General features: G+C 60.6%; 13 protein-coding genes and 1 tRNA gene. 6 read left to right on the forward strand and 8 right to left on the reverse strand.

What is annotated here, in order from left to right; genetic code table 11:
* Window positions 1-256: 256 nt before the first annotated feature.
* The gene (locus RZS28_RS00120) at window positions 257-460 is read right to left on the reverse strand and encodes a hypothetical protein (RefSeq protein WP_407339205.1); all 204 of its coding nucleotides are present in this window, start codon (window positions 458-460) and stop codon (window positions 257-259) included.
* 164 nt (window positions 461-624) lie between these two features.
* Here RZS28_RS00120 and RZS28_RS00125 point away from each other — a divergent pair, with 164 nt between their 5' ends.
* The 3 genes from RZS28_RS00125 to RZS28_RS00135 all read left to right on the forward strand — a co-directional run bounded on the left by RZS28_RS00125 (window position 625) and on the right by RZS28_RS00135 (window position 5250).
* Window positions 625-1308, forward strand: coding sequence for an SDR family oxidoreductase (locus tag RZS28_RS00125; protein ID WP_407339206.1), 684 nt, complete (start codon window positions 625-627; stop codon window positions 1306-1308).
* Window positions 1309-1498: 190 nt separating this feature from the next.
* Window positions 1499-1765: a hypothetical protein gene (locus tag RZS28_RS00130; protein WP_407339207.1), complete on the forward strand. Its 267-nt coding sequence runs from the start codon at window positions 1499-1501 to the stop codon at window positions 1763-1765.
* A 1049-nt stretch (window positions 1766-2814) separates the two neighbouring features.
* Window positions 2815-5250, forward strand: coding sequence for a polysaccharide biosynthesis tyrosine autokinase (locus tag RZS28_RS00135; RefSeq protein WP_407341174.1), 2436 nt, complete (start codon window positions 2815-2817; stop codon window positions 5248-5250).
* Window positions 5251-5385: 135 nt separating this feature from the next.
* Here RZS28_RS00135 and RZS28_RS00140 read toward each other — a convergent pair whose 3' ends face one another.
* The 4 genes from RZS28_RS00140 to RZS28_RS00155 form a co-directional block, all read right to left on the reverse strand.
* The gene (locus tag RZS28_RS00140; RefSeq protein WP_407339208.1) at window positions 5386-5715 is read right to left on the reverse strand and encodes a YidB family protein; all 330 of its coding nucleotides are present in this window, start codon (window positions 5713-5715) and stop codon (window positions 5386-5388) included.
* Between the two features lie 230 nt (window positions 5716-5945).
* On the reverse strand, window positions 5946-7892 hold the full coding sequence (gene cobT, locus RZS28_RS00145; RefSeq protein ID WP_407339209.1) for a cobaltochelatase subunit CobT: 1947 nt from the start codon (window positions 7890-7892) through the stop codon (window positions 5946-5948).
* 120 nt (window positions 7893-8012) lie between these two features.
* Window positions 8013-9014 (reverse strand): cobaltochelatase subunit CobS, encoded by a 1002-nt coding sequence (cobS, locus tag RZS28_RS00150; protein WP_407339210.1) that lies wholly within the window; start codon window positions 9012-9014, stop codon window positions 8013-8015.
* 70 nt (window positions 9015-9084) lie between these two features.
* Window positions 9085-9690, reverse strand: coding sequence for a J domain-containing protein (locus RZS28_RS00155; RefSeq protein ID WP_407339211.1), 606 nt, complete (start codon window positions 9688-9690; stop codon window positions 9085-9087).
* Between the two features lie 221 nt (window positions 9691-9911).
* Between RZS28_RS00155 and RZS28_RS00160 the strand changes: the two genes are divergently transcribed.
* Both RZS28_RS00160 and RZS28_RS00165 read left to right on the forward strand, forming a co-directional pair.
* Entirely contained in the window at window positions 9912-10217 is a 306-nt protein-coding gene (locus RZS28_RS00160) for a BolA family protein (protein WP_407339212.1), read from the forward strand.
* Window positions 10218-10459: 242 nt separating this feature from the next.
* Window positions 10460-10762, forward strand: coding sequence for a hypothetical protein (locus RZS28_RS00165; RefSeq protein WP_407339213.1), 303 nt, complete (start codon window positions 10460-10462; stop codon window positions 10760-10762).
* Between the two features lie 35 nt (window positions 10763-10797).
* Here RZS28_RS00165 and RZS28_RS00170 read toward each other — a convergent pair whose 3' ends face one another.
* Both RZS28_RS00170 and RZS28_RS00175 read right to left on the reverse strand, forming a co-directional pair.
* On the reverse strand, window positions 10798-12762 hold the full coding sequence (locus tag RZS28_RS00170) for a hypothetical protein (protein WP_407339214.1): 1965 nt from the start codon (window positions 12760-12762) through the stop codon (window positions 10798-10800).
* A 314-nt stretch (window positions 12763-13076) separates the two neighbouring features.
* Window positions 13077-13152 (reverse strand) — tRNA-Ile (locus RZS28_RS00175).
* A gap of 245 nt (window positions 13153-13397) precedes the next feature.
* Between RZS28_RS00175 and RZS28_RS00180 the strand changes: the two genes are divergently transcribed.
* Entirely contained in the window at window positions 13398-15290 is a 1893-nt protein-coding gene (locus RZS28_RS00180) for an ABC transporter ATP-binding protein (RefSeq protein WP_407339215.1), read from the forward strand.
* A gap of 73 nt (window positions 15291-15363) precedes the next feature.
* Here the strand turns inward: RZS28_RS00180 and RZS28_RS00185 are convergent, their stop codons facing one another.
* Complete coding sequence (locus RZS28_RS00185) at window positions 15364-15966, reverse strand: ActR/PrrA/RegA family redox response regulator transcription factor (protein ID WP_407339216.1); 603 nt, start codon at window positions 15964-15966, stop codon at window positions 15364-15366.
* Window positions 15967-16085 lie beyond the last annotated feature (119 nt).

Consider the following 16085-nt stretch of genomic DNA (forward strand, 5'->3'; position numbering starts at 1 on the left):
ACGCCGCTGCTTCAAATCCCTCTGACTTTCACGTGGTCTTGCGGCTCGCCGGAGAGTCGGGCGCGTGTCCGCTGCAGGACCACGCATTTAGAGGTCGGCATGTCATCGGCGACCGCCAAGCCGACCATGGGAGGGCGATCGTCCACCTTCGCGTGCGCGGAAGTGTCCTGACGTGCTTTAAGGAGATTGTCGCCAGCCCCGCTGCCGCTAAACCAAATGCGCTCCACCGTTGCAGATGCGGCCGCACTCGAGCGACTCATGGATGCGCTGGGGCCGAGCCAAGCCGCGCGAGGAACCATAAGCCGCCCATTGACATTGGTAGTTCAAGGCGCAGCGGAATGTCGCCCTCTGCGACCGGAGGATGCGCATGGACTGGAAACAGATAAAAGCCGAGATCAAGGAGAAATGGGACCGTCTCACGGATCCCACCAAGATCGAAGACCGATTCAAACGCCGCCAAGCTGCGCTTCAGCCACGTTACGTGACAATACGGAATCATCCTCGCAGGGACGCCCGGACGCCACGGTTCTGAGCGCCGGCCCCAGCTCGTCATCGGATAAGGGGCCGAAAAGCCTCATCCCCGGGTCGTAGCGGACGAAGCATTCTTCATCGTAGCGAGGCCCGATGCGGGACAAAGTCGTCATAGTGACGGGTGGTTTTGGCGCGCTCGGGCGCGCCGTCGGCGAAACGGCGCTTGCAGCCGGAGCTTACGTGGCGCTGATCGGCCACGGCCAAGGGGATTCGATCGCGGCGCATGACCGGCTTCTGACGATCGGCGAGGTCGATCTCACGGAGCTTGCGCAAGTCCATCAAGCCTTCGAAACCGTCGCCGCGCGATGGGGCAAGATCGATGGGCTCGCCAATGTGGCCGGGGGCTTTCGATGGCAGACCCTCGAGGGGGGCGACCTCGCCATATGGACCGAGCTTTTCCGCAAGAATCTTTTGACGGCGGCGACCGCGATCAAGGCAGCGCTCCCTTATTTGCGCGCGTCTGGCGGCGCAATTGTCAATGTCGCCGCCGCTCCTGCGGAGAACGCCAAGGCGGGAATGGAGGCCTACGCCGCCTCCAAGGCTGGCGTGCTGCGACTCACGGAAGGCGCAGCCGATGAGCTCAAGGACGCCGGCGTGCGCGTGAACGCCATCCTCCCAACGATCATCGACACTCCGCGAAACCGCAGCGACATGCCCAAGGCGGATTTCGCGCGCTGGGTGAAGCCCGACCAAATTGCCCGGACGATCCTGTTTCTTCTATCGGAGGACGCTTCGGGGATAACCGGCGCAAAGATTCTTCTTTCCAGCCGAACTTAAGCCTCGCCGGGCTTTCAAAGCCTGACGCGGCCTCACGCGGCCAAAGCCTCATCGCCTGCCCTCTCCATTCATGAATTGGCCTCATCGGGTACTGCTTGGCTATGATCGCCCAGGACTAGGCAATTCACTTGCCCCTTGCCTTCGAACATGTCATAGAAAAAGGACACGCTTGAAGTCGCAGAGGTCCAAAATGCTCGCCAGCAAGGCATTCCGCTGCAAGATCGTCGCGGCCGCTTTCGGCGCATGCCTGGGGGCCCTGGCTTTGCCGGCCGCCAGCGAGGCCAATTCGTTGGGAACGGTCGAGGGACTGCCGTTTTGGGGCCATCCCTACCCCTATGGTTATGTCTATCATCGGCCGCCGATCGAATGCTACGATATACGGACCGTCGATACGCCGGATGGTCCGCAGATCCAGGAAACCTGGATCTGCGGCGCGCCAGTTTCCGCTAGGTATTAAGCCACAGCCGGACCTATCGGACTGGGTACGCGCGAAGCGGCGTTCGCTTTGCGGATTCCCTTGAGCCTGAAGACGATCGTGGGCTTTTGGCGCGAAGGAAACGCGCTCCGAAGGCCGGTGTCGTCGACTAGCTTTGGGCACTGTTTTCAATCGGCGTTAATTTTGCTTGCGTTGGTCTGGCTCCGCCTCCGGGAGCGATGACTCGGGTTTCAAGCGTCCTCACGGTTCGCCAATGGGGTTAGAAGCCGCCTTTCGAGGAGGCTCGAGCGGACTAACGGGCAAGAGACTGCGAATCATCATCCTGAACGGATTGTTGCAAGGCATGGGCGTCTTGCTTCGCTCCGTCGGCGCATTCAACGATATGGCCGAAATAAAGCCATGTTGGCGCTTACGATCCTAGTAACACCCCATAAATTGGCGCGCGCGTCGACGCTCTTTCGGCAATGCCGAGACTTTCAGTCTGACTCTATCGGCGCGCAGGGACAAAATTCCGCCTTATCCATGAGGTTAAGAATTAATGCTTTTCATGAAACATTTAGGTATTAGCGCTGATTTTCCATGTTTATTTCATGGAATGCGCCAATGAGCTTTCATTATCAGGCACAATAATTTTGGCGTATGCTATCCTGCGTAGGAGTTCGGCAATATTTCGACGATCAAGAAAGAAAATGCTGACTTAATGTTTGTCATCCTTTGCGCCGGATGAACAGAGGCAATGTCGAATGCTCTGCTTAAGCCATCCGGAATGGCTTGCAAAAGCTGCGCTGCCGCCCACTTTAGAGGTCTCTCAGCTGTGACTTGAGAGGCTCTCTATAACGCTATGTCGCGTGAAACTGATCGAGACCGCGGTCCGAAACGCGGCGGTCGATTTTGTGGACCTCATTGACTGGAGTTTTTCTTGCCGCACCGAGACGTTGGACCAAGGGACCTAGGCGCAATGACTTGCGGCGCAATGCCGTGTGGCGCCATGATTGGGGCGGTTGCCGCCAAAAGCGTAAACATGGTATTTGGACTGAGAATTTCCGTTAGACGACAGTGAGTTGACCAAGATGCTGCAGATCAACAAGCGACCGCCGCTCTCAGGCCGGGATCCGGACAAGGCAGGCGCCGCGTCGCTCATTGACGCCCTCAACGGCGCTGTCAGAATTCTTCGCCGGCAATTGCCCATTGTCGTCGTGGTCATGGTTTGCAGCGTCGCCCTCGCTGCGCTTTATCTCTTCAACACCCCGCCGAGATATACGGCGACGGGAACGATGGTCATCGATACGCGCAAGCTTCAGCTGCTCGAGAAGCAATCGGTCCTAGGCGACATTCAAATCGACGCTTCGACCGTGCAAACCCAAGTGGAGGTGCTGAAGTCGGAAAACATAAGCCTGGCGGTGATCAGAAAGCTTCATCTGACGGAGGATCCGGAATTTGTCGGAGAGCCGAGCACCGGCCTAGTCAGCTCCATTTTCGGTTTCCTGCCAAAACTTCTCGGCCGCGGCGACAGCGGCCCGCCTTCCCAATTCGAACTCGAGCAAACCGCGCTGCAGCAATTCGATGGCGCGCGCACGGTCGCCCGCCAGGGTTTGACTTATGTGATCGACGTCGGGTTTACGTCGCTTGATCCGGAAAAGGCGGCGCGAATCGTCAACACCCTTGTCGAATCCTATATCGAAGACCAATTGGACGCCAAATATCAGGCGGCGCATCGCGCTGGCGTTTGGCTGCTGGAGCGCATCAAGGAATTGCGGACCCAGGCGACTGCGGCGGAGCGTGCGGTCGTTGATTTCAAGGAAAAGAACAATATCGTCGACACGGGCGGCACCGGCGGCAAGCTCATGAACGAGCAGCAGCTCACGGAGGTCAACAGCCAGCTCATCCTCGCAAGCGCGGCGACCGCGGAGGCCAAGGCGCGGGTCGATCGGATACAGGCGGTCATGAAGCAGGACGTTCCCGACGCATCGGTCGCGGACGCCTTGCACAGTGAAGTCATAACCAAGTTGCGCCAGCAATATCTCGAGGACTCGCAACGCGAATCCATTTTCGCGCAGAAATATGGAGCAAGTCATCTTGCGGTGATCAATCTGCGCACGCAAATGCAAGAGATCAAGCGCAGCATCGAAGATGAAATGCGCAAGATCGCCGGGACCTATGAAAGCGATTATCAGATCGCTCTAACCCGGGAAAACAGCCTGAGGAACAGTCTGGCCAATGTCGTGATGGAGTCGCAGAGCTCCGGCATCGCCCAGGTTCAGTTGCGGGAGCTCAAGAGCAGCGCCGACACGGCCCGCACCCTCTACGACAATTTTCTCCAGCGTTACATGGAGGCGGTGCAGCAACAAGAAGCCGTCCCGATCAGCGAAACCCGGCTGATCAGCCCGGCGACCCGGCCGCTGAAAAAGAGCTCGCCGAAAGGCATGCTCACTCTGTTGGTGGCGCTCGCCGGAGGCGGAGTACTGAGCTTCGGCTTCGCCTATTTGCGTGAGGCGTCGGACGGCGTCTTGCGCACGACCGACCAAGTCGAAGATATTCTTCATGTCAACTGTCTGGCCATGGTGCCAGCTCTGAAGCTCCCGTCGCCGCAAGGCGAGGGAAAGAGCGGAGAGGCCGACGGCTCTTTCGCAGAGCGCAGCTTGGCGGGCGGCCAAGATTTGCTTCGTCAGGTCGTCGATGCGCCTTTGTCCCGATACGCTGACGCAATCCGGTCGGTGAAGGGGGGATCGGGGCGGCTCGCCAAAAAAGGCGGACAGAGCGACGCCTCCATCCTGGAGCAGAAGCCGGCTGGAAGCCGAAACTTCCTCCATTATGTCGTCGACGCCCCATTTTCCCGTTATGCGGAAGCGATCCGATCGGTGAAGATCGCGGCCGATCTCAGCGGCGTGTTGAAGTCCCACAAGGTCATAGGGCTGACGTCCACATTGCCGAACGAAGGCAAATCCACCATCGCAGCCAATCTCGCTCACCTCATCGCCGACGCCGGGGGCAATGTGATCTTGGTGGACGCCGATCTGCGCAGCCCATCGCTATCGACTTGGCTCGCGCCCAATGCGCCCGGCATGATCGACGTGGTGATCGGAAATATACCCCTTGACGCGGCCGTCACGACGCTCCCGGCGAGCAGATTGCATTTCCTGGCCGCTGGCGCGACGTCAAAACTGCCTCACACGAATGAAATTCTCGCTTCGGCTGCGATGAAGCACGTCATCGATACGTTACGCGCCGCCTATGATTATATTATCGTCGATCTTTCGCCTGTGGCCCCAATCGTCGACGTTCGGGCGACGGGGCATATCATCGACACCTATGTCTATGTCATCGAATGGGGCCAGACAAAGATCGACGTCGTTGAGCGGGGTCTGTCCGAAGCGCAACCCATTTATGATCGGTTGCTCGGCGTCGTTCTGAATAAAGTGGATACGTCCACACAGAACCGTTACGAGCGCTATCACGGCAACCACTACCACCGGAAATATTATTCCAAATATGGCTATTTGGAATAGATGCGGATGATGATCCCGCCCGCCCGGTCCTTACGCCTCGCCTGATCCGTCGAGACGCAGCCGGGCAACGCGGCGAGCGCCAGTCGCTAGCCGCTTCGTAAGCGTGAACTCGACCCATCGGCCGCGGCAAAGAGCCTATGAAGGCAATTTCCCGCTGGGGGTCAGCTTGTCGATGGCGTTGGGGAGCAATTCCGCCAATTTCCTCGAAAGCTCTTCGGGGGTTAGCCCCACCTTCGCCGCCAGCTCAGCGATCAAGTCGGAGCCGACCGCGTGCTGCACCTGCTCGGGCGCGATCGGCTGGTTCTCGCCGGTCGAAATCCAGGATTGGATGATCGGGGCGAGACCCTGTTGCTGGAATTTTTGCGTAAGCCCAGCGATTCCACCGTTTTTCTCGATCAGGTCGTTTGCTGCCGTCACCAGCGCGGCGCCGACCGTGCCGCCCAAAAGTCCGTCCAAGAGACCCATGCCATCCTCCCTCCTACGCGTTACGCAAAGCACAACTCGGCATTATCGCATCGTTCTGCCCGACCAGTTCATAACCATTCGCGCGTCAAAACGTTCCCGATCAAGGTAATGGCGGGCTCGAAACGAACTACAAGGCAAGTCTGATCGGCTCGATATGAGAGCATCCGGTCCCTCCGCCAATATTGACATAGAATTGTCGCCTGACAGCGCGTGACGATAATCGAGAACAATCAGTGAAGAAGGCCTCGCGGCGGCATGGCGCCGCCCCGCCCTGATCCGGCGGCTCGCGGGACCGGCGCGAGGCGTTTTGGCTCTGATGTTTCGCTGAACAATTCGGCAAGTTTTTCGGTCATCGCGCCGCCGAGCTCTTCAGCGTCGACGATCGTCACCGCGCGCCGATAATAGCGCGTCACATCATGGCCGATCCCGATCGCAATGAGCTCGACCGGCGAGCGCATCTCGATTTCCTCGATCATGAAGCGCAAGTGCTTTTCGAGATAATTGCCCGGATTGACCGAAAGCGTCGAGTCGTCGACCGGCGCGCCATCCGAAATCATCATCAGGATGCGGCGCTGTTCAGGCCGCGCGAGCAGCCTCCTATGCGCCCAGTCGAGCGCCTCGCCGTCGATGTTTTCCTTGAGCAGCCCTTCGCGCATCATCAGCCCGAGATGTTTCCTCGCGCGACGCCAGGGCGCATCCGCCGATTTATAGATGATGTGGCGCAGATCGTTGAGACGGCCGGGCGATGGCGGCTTGTTCGCCTGCAGCCACGCCTCGCGCGATTGGCCGCCCTTCCACGCGCGGGTCGTGAACCCCAGGATCTCCACCTTCACGCCGCAGCGCTCCAGGGTGCGGGCGAGAATATCGGCGCAGGTGGCGGCGACCGTGATCGGACGGCCACGCATCGAGCCGGAATTATCTATGAGCAAGGTCACGACCGTATCGCGGAAATCCGTATCCTTCTCGCGCTTGAACGAGAGCGGCTGCTGCGGATCGATGATGATGCGCGGCAAACGCGAAGGATCGAGCATCCCTTCCTCGAGATCGAACTCCCAGGACCGGCTCTGTTGCGCCATCAGGCGGCGCTGCAGACGATTGGCGAGCCGCGCCACGATCGACGAAAGATTGTGCAATTGCTTGTCGAGATAGGAACGAAGCCGCTCGAGCTCCTCCGAATCGCATAGATCTTCGGCGGCGACGATCTCATCAAATTTTTTGGTGAATGCCTTGTAGTCATGGCCGCGCTGCTCCGGCCGTCCGGCGGAGGGCGGACGGCGCGGATCGCCCGCCTGTTCGGAATCTGAGAATTCCGCCTCGTCCTCGAACTCGCCGGTGGGCGCGTCTTCCGCGTCCATCTCGCTCTCTTCCATCGCCTCCATGGACGCGTCGGATTTTTCCATCTGCCGCGCGTCGCCGGCTTGCTCCTCGGCGCCATCCTCGGCCTGGCCAGCGTCGCCCTCATCGGGCTCGTCCGTGCTGCTCTCTTCCTCCTCGGGAGCGCTTTCGAGGCTTCCCTCATCAATCATCTCGAGCGCGGTCAAGAGCCTGTGCACAGACAAGGCGAAGCCGCGCTGGTCCTCAATCGTCGCGCCGAGCTTGTCGAGATCGGCCCCCGCCCGCTCCTCGATCCAAGGGCGCCAGAGATCGACGATTCTTTGCGCATTCTTGGGCGGCTTCAGCCCGGTCAACCGCTCGCGCACGATCATCGCGAGCGCGTCTTCGAGCGGCGCGTCGGCGCGAACCGCTATGTCGGCGTAGCGAGCGCGCTGAAAGCGATCATCGAGCATAGCGTCGAGATTGGCGGCGACGCCTTGCATTCGGCGCGAGCCGATGGCCTCGACGCGCGCCTGTTCAACCGCGTCGAAGACGGCGCGCGCCGCAGGCGCCTGCGGCATGAGACGGCGATGAACATCCGCGTTGTGGCAGGTCAGGCGCAACGCCATTGAATCGGCGTGGCCGCGCAAGATCGCCGCTTCGCGCGGATCGAGCTTGCGGGCGGGCTCCGGCAGCCGCGCCTTATGGCGGCCCGTCTGGATCAGGCTCGGCCGTTCGGAGGCGTAGGAGACTTCGAGCTGCGGCATGCGCGACAGCGCGCGCATACATCCGGCCACAGCCCGCTTGAACGGCTCCTGCGGCGCTTCAGATTTGGACGGCGGCTTTTGATTTGAGCTCGTCAAGGCGGCTCCGATCGCAATTTTTAGAGCATGATTGCTTGAGCTTGAGTCGATTATGCTCCGTATATTTTTGCTTTAGCGCATGACCCTATCCGAAAAGTCTGCAAGTCTTCACGATCATGCTTAGCTCATCACGACATTGACGGCGCTTTCCGGCAGCTCCTTGCCAAAACAGCGCTGGTAGAATTCGGCGACCAGGGTCCGCTCCAGCTCGTCGCATTTATTGAGGAAGGTCAGACGGAAGGCGAAGCCGACATCGCCGAAGATTTCTGCGTTCTCGGCCCAGGTTATGACCGTCCGCGGGCTCATGACGGTCGAAAGATCGCCAGCGATGAAGGCGTTGCGGGTGAGATCGGCGACGCGGACCATTTTGTTGATCGTGTCGCGGCCCTCTTTTGTCTCCTGAAACCGTTTCACCTTGGCCAGCACGATCTCGACTTCCTTGTCGTGCGGCAAATAGTTCAGGGTCGCGACGATCGACCAGCGGTCCATCTGGCCCTGATTGATCTGCTGGGTCCCATGGTAAAGCCCAGAGGTGTCGCCGAGGCCGATCGTATTCGTCGTCGAAAACAGGCGGAAGGCCGGGTGCGGCCGGATCACTCTGCTCTGGTCGAGGAGCGTGAGACGGCCCGACACTTCCAGGACGCGCTGGATCACGAACATCACGTCGGGGCGGCCTGCGTCATATTCATCGAAACAAAGCGCAATATTGTTTTGCAGCGCCCAGGGCAAGATGCCGTCGCGGAATTCCGTCACCTGCTTGCCGTCCTTGAGGACGATCGCATCCTTGCCCACAAGGTCGACGCGGGAGACATGACTGTCGAGGTTGATCCGCACGCAGGGCCAATTCAGGCGCGCCGCAACCTGCTCGATATGGGTCGACTTGCCAGTGCCGTGATATCCCGTGACCATGACCCGGCGATTCTTGGCGAAGCCGGCCAGAATGGCGAGCGTGGTGTCCCGATCGAAGAGATAATCCGGATCGAGGTCCGGAACATGCGGATCGGCGTAGGAATAGGCCGGCGCCTCCATGTCCGTGTCGATGGCGAAGACTTGGCGAACCGAAATCTTCATGTCTGGCAGGCCGCCCTTGACGGCGCTTTCGTCGATCACAACGCTTTGCATACATCCTCCGCGCCGGTCGGCTCGGTTCGAGTGGTCATCAGCGGACCACAATTCAGGTCGGCGGCGAGCCTTAGGCGGGCTTTACCGATTTAAGGTAGTTATAGGCGCGGATGATCTCGCGCAGCCTATCCTCATTGGACCGGTCGCCGCTATTGGCGTCCGGATGAAGGCGTTTCACCAAGTTTTTGTAGCGGGCCTTGATCGCGACCGCATCCGCTGTGTCGTCGAGCCCCAACTGATCCAGGGCCTTCAGGGCGGCTAATCCATAGCGCGGTTTTGTCGGCTCTACGCAAGAATAGCGCCGGGTTTTCGCATGAACCATTCCGAGCGTGTCGCCCGGGTGCGACGGATCGTCGCCCTCCTCGCGAAAATTCTTGCCGCCGCGCTTGACGCCCATCGACCAGGTCGGCCGATGCCCGACCACTGCGTCGCGCTGATAAAGGGCTACGTCGTCAGCGCTCATCCCATTGAAATAATTGTAAGACGCATTGTATTCACGGACATGGTCCAGGCAAAAGCAAAAATATTGCCCCTCCCGTAAACGGCCCATGGGCGCGCGGAATTCGCCAGGCTCGCTGCAGCCAGGGTGCTCGCATCGCGCCTGGTCTGGGCGCGGAGCTTGCTTCTGTTCGGGCTTGACCCGGATGCGGTCGAAGATGCGGGAGTTCAAATTCATGACCGCGACATTATGAATTTCTTTGCGGCAGCCGCAAGCGCGTCCAGGCAGTAAAAAAATATTTCCGGACACTCGCGGCCAAATTCAGCCGAGATGGTTCGCCTTGACCGGCCGGCGGATCCGGAGCCTAACGACCGAACCCTTACGATGTCATGTCTTGCAGAATGTCTGAATTCGGCCCATCTGGGTCGGAATTCAAAAGCCCTGCCGAGGAGAGTCATATGAGCGAGCAAAGCGACGCTGCGGTCGGCGATCAGATCAAGGCCAAATTGGAGGCCGCCTTGGCCCCCATCTCGATCGAAGTCATCGATGAATCGCATAAACACGCGGGCCATGCCCACGCCGTGATGCGCCCAGGCACGGCGAGCGGCTCGGGCGGAACCCATTTTCAAGTAAAAGTGGTGTCCGAAGCCTTTAAGGGCAAGAGCCGGGTCGATCGGCACCGCACCATCAATACGCTCTTGCAGCATGAGCTCAATGCCGGCGTGCACGCCCTGGCGATCGACGCAAAAGCGCCGGGCGAATGACCTTCGCCTTCATGACGCGGCGCTTTCGCGTTTCAACGGGCTCGTGAGCGCGCGCGCGTTTCCGGCTGCGCCCGGGTGCGCCGTGCTTCGGCATGGGCCGAAAGAGCCGCGGCGCTCCGCCGACATGGCTTTGGTCCAAAATGTGCTTACGCCAGGCTTCAGCGCGTCCGATAAAAAGGATCAATGGCGCGGCGAAGGTTTGCCCTCCGCGGCCCTCGCGCGGGGTGAGAGGAGAACCGACCATGGCGACGGAAGGCAAAATAGCGGCATCGGCGATCCCGCAGCTCCCCCCCGAACGACTCGAAACGCTGAGGGCGGAGCTGCTGCAATATCTCTACAAGACCGGCGCGGCGCCCGATTATTCGGTCCCGGCGGCCAGGATCGAGGCCGAGCTTGGCCTGACGCGCGACGAAATCCGCGCCGTTCATAACTATATTCTCATGCAGGGCCTCGTCGCTGAACGCGCGCGCCTGGGGCATATTGGCTTGAGCACGCCCGGCCAGATCGCGGCGAAGGGCCTGATTGAACCGGATTTGGACGATTAGATTTCCACCTCGGACAACGCCTCCCTAAAGGAGACTCACGGCAGCGCCCCGATGACGCTCCACCACTGAGGAACAATCGCTTTCGCCCACTCCAAATAGCCGCAATCGCTGTTATGGGTGCCGTCGGACGAGACATCTAAGAACGCGTTCCCTACCCTGCTGCCGGTCCCATTCGCGGCAGAGCACGGTCCTGTCGTATTATTCTGTTTTCCGGCCCCTGAAATGATCGGGCCGGGGGGTGATGGGCGCGTGTTGTTCGCGATGAACCCAAGCAGCTTGTCTCCGGTCGCCTGTTGAGCCGCGAATCCCGCGGCGAAAGCCGTCTCAGCGGCGCGAATTATTGGATTCGCTGTCCCCGCGATCGTGTTGTTCGAACCATAGGTCGATCCGACGCCGACGATCAGAGCATTTGGATAGGAGCCGCGCAAATTTTGCAGGAGCGTCAGCGTGGCGCGCGTGAGAGCGGCGGCGGAAAACTCGGCAGGCTTTCCGCCGGCGGTCCCCGGCAATCCCGCAATCGCCTGGAGATTGAGAGTCGAGCCGATCGTCCCGGCGGCCGCAGGCCATGCGGCGTTCAGGCCTGGGACGCCGGCGACTCGCGAGAGGGCGACTGAATCCCCCACAAAGATATTATGTGGATAAGCGGTTCTGAGCGAGACGACGCCAGCGCTTGAGTCATAAGTTATACCGCTTGCGCCAACCAGCGCATCGTTGATCGGAGCTTCGATCAGGATGACCTTTGGCGCGCCGCGGAACGCAGCATATCTGGCCAGATCGCCGGGTATGTGCGAAATATAATTGGTCGCCGCCCCCGGATTGATCAGACCTGTCCCGCCGACCGCGAAAGACGCATGATCAGGGAGGCCGACGAGATAGCGAAAGACGTTGCTCCATCCATGCGACGCGTCGCTTGCGCTTGTCGCCGTGGACAGGCTCGTGCCGACAATTGCAACTCCGAAATTGTCCTTTATCCGCGGGTAGGAGACCGTATCGGATGGGCCGACAGCGATTTGCCTGATCGCCGCATTGCTCGTCGCCTCGATCGTAATCCGCCTGGCTTTGCGTCCCCCCACCTTCGTAAAATCCAGCTGGCAAGCCTGAAACCCGCCGCTGTGATAGCCGCACTCAATAACACTCGATGAAATGTATCGCCCGTCGACAATGACATTAAAGGGCGCTTGCCCAAGCATTTCGACTTCGACAATCGCCGCCTCTGCTACAAATGTGTAGGATTGGTAGTTACATGCTATGTCGAGGCCTCCGAAGATCAAATTTCCACAATTGGCGGTCAGCGGAGCCAAGTTTGGGCCGCCTACAGTGACGCCAACAGCAGGGCCATTAACGAAAGGCCAGCCTCCCTCAAATCTGATGACCCCGGTGTTGTCTGAAATCAGCGCGTAGGCGCCGCCGCCTTGCGTCGCGGAATAGATGTTGGTCAGGGATGAATTATGTGTCGCTGATTGGGTAAAGATCGGAGCCGTCTGCGGCCCGACATATTTCCAGATGATCGCGCCATCCGTGATGGATGATGAATTGCCGGTCGGCCCGTCTCCCGATGTCGCCGGGAGACCGGCTGTCGCGACCTGATAGGCGTCGCCGCCATTGGAGACGACGTCGCCGACCTGAAATCCGTAATAGAGCCAGACAACGGAGCCGTCGGAATATTGCACGTTGCGCGCAGTCCCGGTCGGAGCGGTGTTGGCTCCGGTCACGCCGCCAACTGCGGCGTAATAGGCGTAGCCTCGATTTGAATAGAGCGCCCCTTGCGCAATAGTCGCGTTGTCTCCCGGATAGGCGCCCGTCAGCGCGATCCAGGGCTGCGCGCCTTGGAGAGGCGGCAATTCGATCGGATTGTCGCCTTTCGCCGCCGCAGCGAGCCGACGTAGCTGGGCGCCGAGCGTTTCCTGCTGCGGGCTGGGCGCCGGCGCGCCTCGATCGAACGCGAGCGCGCTCGCCGCCAGACCGAAAAACGCGAAGGTCGCAAAGAGAGTCCGCCGCATTCAATGCTCCAGTTCGAGAATTCGGGCGCTGCGGACGTATATTCGTTTGGCGGAGCTTCGGCCATCCGTCCCCCTCCGTTAAGAGGAAGATGCTCCGCCTCGGAAGGAAGTCGTCGCCGGAGGGGTCTTGACACAAGCGGCCTCGCGAGACGGGTCCGGCCGCGCCGCGCAAACCGGCGCCGCCCAACCGGCGAACGATAGCGTGATCGTGACGCGGCTCCGGCGATTATGGCTGGAGCGGCAGCGAAATAACTGCTCTATATGGGAAGCAGCGGACGCGGCGCGGCTGCAATATCAATTACATAAAATCGTCGTGGTGGGCCGGGAGGGACTCGAACCCCCAACCAGACCGTTATGAGCGGCCGGCTCTAACCATTGAGCTACCGGCCCCGGCGACGGCAACGAGACCGTTTGATGGCCGAGGGAGCGGGCATTACACCGGTTTCGCTGCGCGACGCAATGGTTTGCGAGCAGTTTTCGAGCATTCGGCGGCGCTAAACTAGCGCCCGCCTGGCGGAGGTTTTTGCGCATCTCGCGGCCTCACCTGGCGGGATGAAGCGGTCAGCAGCCTTGAACGGAGCCTTTAAGTCCCAAAGCCGCCGAGCGCGGGTTTGGCTTCTAATCGGAAAAAATTCATGTTTCGTGGCATCGAGCGCATTCTACAGCCAACGTCGCTTCCCCCTGGCGGGGCGCCGCCGCAAGGGCTCGTCGCCTTTTATTGGCATTACGCCAAACAGGCGCGCGGCTTTCTCGCCGCCCTTTTCATACTCGGGTCCGTCGCGGCCGTGCTCGATCTCGCGCTTCCCTTCTTCATTGGCCGGCTCACCGGGCTTGTCGCGCAAAACGATCCGCAAACCCTGCTGCGGGAGCACTGGGGACAACTGGCGGGAATGGCCGCCGTGCTCGTCGTGGCGCGGCCGTTGGTGCTGCTGACGCAAAGCCTCATCACCAACCAGATTCTCACCCCCGGCCTCACCAACCTGACGCGCTGGCAGAGCCATTGGCATGTCGTGCGGCAAAGCTGGAGCTTTTTCCAGAATGATTTCGCCGGGCGCGTCGCCGGAAGGGTCGTTCAGACCGGAGCGTCGCTGCGCGAATCTGTCGTTTCCTCGACCAACTCAATGTGGCACGTCCTTGTCTATGGAACGAGCGCGATCCTTCTGTCGGGCGCGATGGACGCCGCGCTCGCTCTTCCGCTGCTGATCTGGTTCGCCTGCTTCGCCCTCCTCCTCCGGTTTTTCGTGCCGCGCATGCGGGACCGCTCCCGCCTGAATTCGGAGGCGCGCTCGGCCCTGACTGGCCACATCGTCGACAGCTACACAAATATTTTGACCGTCAAGCTCTTTGCCCGGGCTCAAGACGAAGACAAATTCGTGCGCGAAGCGGTCGACGGGCACACCGAGGCCTTCCATGCCCAACAGCGTCTGAACACCTTGTTCGCCTTTCTTCTATCTCTGCTGAACGGCACTCTGATCACGGCGACCGGCGGCGTCGCAGTTGCGCTATGGGCGCAGGGACTCATCACGGTCGGCATGGTCGCCGTCGCCTTGCCGCTCGCCTGGCAGCTCAGCGGCTTTTCATGGATGCTGGCGCAGAGCGTCACCAATATTTTCGAAGCGATCGGGACGGTGCAGGACGGGATGCGTTCGATCGCGGTTCCAACGCAAATGCTGGACAGGCCGGATGCGCGGCAATTGCGCATCGCGAAAGGCGAGATCCGCTTCGAGAACGTGCATTTCGGCTATGGAACCAGGAAGGGCGTGCTGCATGACCTGAACCTGACCATTCGCGGCGGCGAGCGAGTCGGCCTTGTCGGCCATTCGGGCGCAGGCAAGTCCACGCTCGTCAACCTGCTCTTACGCTTTTACGATGTCGAATCCGGCCGCATTTTGATCGACGGCCAGGACATAGCCGGCGTCACGCAGGAAAGCCTGCGCGGGCATATCGCCATGGTGACTCAGGATACGTCTCTGCTGCATCGCTCGGTCCGGGACAATATCCGTTACGGCCGGCCGAACGCGACCGAAAAGGATATACGCGAAGCGGCCGCCGCGGCCCATGCTTTGGAGTTCATCGAGCGCCTCGAGGATAGCCAAGGCCGGCGCGGCTTCGATTGCCTCGTCGGCGAGCGCGGCGTCAAACTGTCGGGCGGCCAGCGCCAGCGCATAGCGATCGCCCGCGTCATCTTGAAAAATGCGCCGATTCTAATTCTCGACGAGGCGACGTCGGCGCTCGATTCGGAGGTCGAAGCCGCGATCCAGGAGCAGCTTGGCGAATTGATGGAGGGGCGCACGGTGGTCGCCATCGCCCATAGGCTCTCGACGATCGCGCAGATGGACCGGCTGGTGGTCCTCGACCATGGCAAGGTGGCGGAGGAAGGCCCCCATGCCGCTCTGCTTGCAGCGGGCGGCGCCTATGCAAGATCCTGGGATCGCCAGTCCGGCGCGTTCGAGACTGCGCCGCGCTTGCGGGGAGAAACCGAGCCAGGGAAGCATAGGGCGGACGGCGCCGCGGCCATGACGCCTTGAAGCTCATTGCGAGGCGCCCCTGCCGCGCGGCCTGGAGCGCCTCGAAAGAGGCGCGGACCATGACCAGAAACAGTCAGCGCGGCGCGCGCTTCGCAAGAATGCGCTGGAGCGTGCGCCTGTGCATGTTGAGCCGGCGGGCCGTCTCCGAGACATTGCGGCCGCAAAGCTCGTAGACCCTTTGGATGTGCTCCCAGCGGACCCGATCGGCCGACATCGGATTTTCCGGAAGCTCCGCCTTGTCATGATTGGTCGCCATCAAGGCGCGATAGATTTCATCGGCGTCGGCGGGCTTGGCCAAATAGTCGAAGGCGCCAAGCTTCACCGCAGTGACGGCGGTGACGATATTGCCATAGCCGGTCAGGATCACCCCGCGCGCGTCCGGCCGCTTCGCCTTCAATTCGCTGATCACGTCCAGCCCATTGCCGTCGGCAAGGCGCATGTCGATCACCGCAAAAGCCGGGGCGCTTTCGGCGATCGCGGCAAGCCCCTCCGCGACGGAATCCACCGCGGTCACGACAAAGCCGTGCATCTCCATGCTGCGAGTCAGCCGCGTCAGAAAAGGCTTGTCGTCGTCGACGATCAGCAGCGAGCGATCCGGCCCAAGCGCGCCAAGTTCGCCAGTCGAGTCTTCGCTTTGGCTTCCGGTCTTCAAGGGATCGAGGCGCTCACTCTTCATCGCCAATTATCTCAGTTAGAGCATTTTCGGGCGAAGCGGGGATGGTTCGCCGCGAATAACCCGGCGGCATCGATACACATTAGCGCCAATTTCGAGCGATATCCACTTGCGTCGCAATA

The sequence above is a fragment of the Methylocapsa polymorpha genome (genome assembly GCF_045689225.1).
GTDB lineage: Bacteria > Pseudomonadota > Alphaproteobacteria > Rhizobiales > Beijerinckiaceae > Methylocapsa > Methylocapsa polymorpha.

Excerpts from the sequence above, each read along its gene's own strand:
- RZS28_RS00125 (WP_407339206.1), top strand. The coding sequence starts at position 625 with ATGCGGGACAAAGTCGTCATAGTGACGGGTGGTTTTGGCGCGCTCGGG.
- RZS28_RS00130 (WP_407339207.1), top strand. The coding sequence starts at position 1,499 with ATGCTCGCCAGCAAGGCATTCCGCTGCAAGATCGTCGCGGCCGCTTTC.
- RZS28_RS00135 (WP_407341174.1), top strand. The coding sequence starts at position 2,815 with ATGCTGCAGATCAACAAGCGACCGCCGCTCTCAGGCCGGGATCCGGAC.
- RZS28_RS00140 (WP_407339208.1), bottom strand. The coding sequence starts at position 5,715 with ATGGGTCTCTTGGACGGACTTTTGGGCGGCACGGTCGGCGCCGCGCTG.
- cobS (WP_407339210.1), bottom strand. The coding sequence starts at position 9,014 with ATGCAAAGCGTTGTGATCGACGAAAGCGCCGTCAAGGGCGGCCTGCCA.
- RZS28_RS00155 (WP_407339211.1), bottom strand. The coding sequence starts at position 9,690 with ATGAATTTGAACTCCCGCATCTTCGACCGCATCCGGGTCAAGCCCGAA.
- RZS28_RS00160 (WP_407339212.1), top strand. The coding sequence starts at position 9,912 with ATGAGCGAGCAAAGCGACGCTGCGGTCGGCGATCAGATCAAGGCCAAA.
- RZS28_RS00165 (WP_407339213.1), top strand. The coding sequence starts at position 10,460 with ATGGCGACGGAAGGCAAAATAGCGGCATCGGCGATCCCGCAGCTCCCC.
- RZS28_RS00170 (WP_407339214.1), bottom strand. The coding sequence starts at position 12,762 with ATGCGGCGGACTCTCTTTGCGACCTTCGCGTTTTTCGGTCTGGCGGCG.
- RZS28_RS00180 (WP_407339215.1), top strand. The coding sequence starts at position 13,398 with ATGTTTCGTGGCATCGAGCGCATTCTACAGCCAACGTCGCTTCCCCCT.
- RZS28_RS00185 (WP_407339216.1), bottom strand. The coding sequence starts at position 15,966 with ATGAAGAGTGAGCGCCTCGATCCCTTGAAGACCGGAAGCCAAAGCGAA.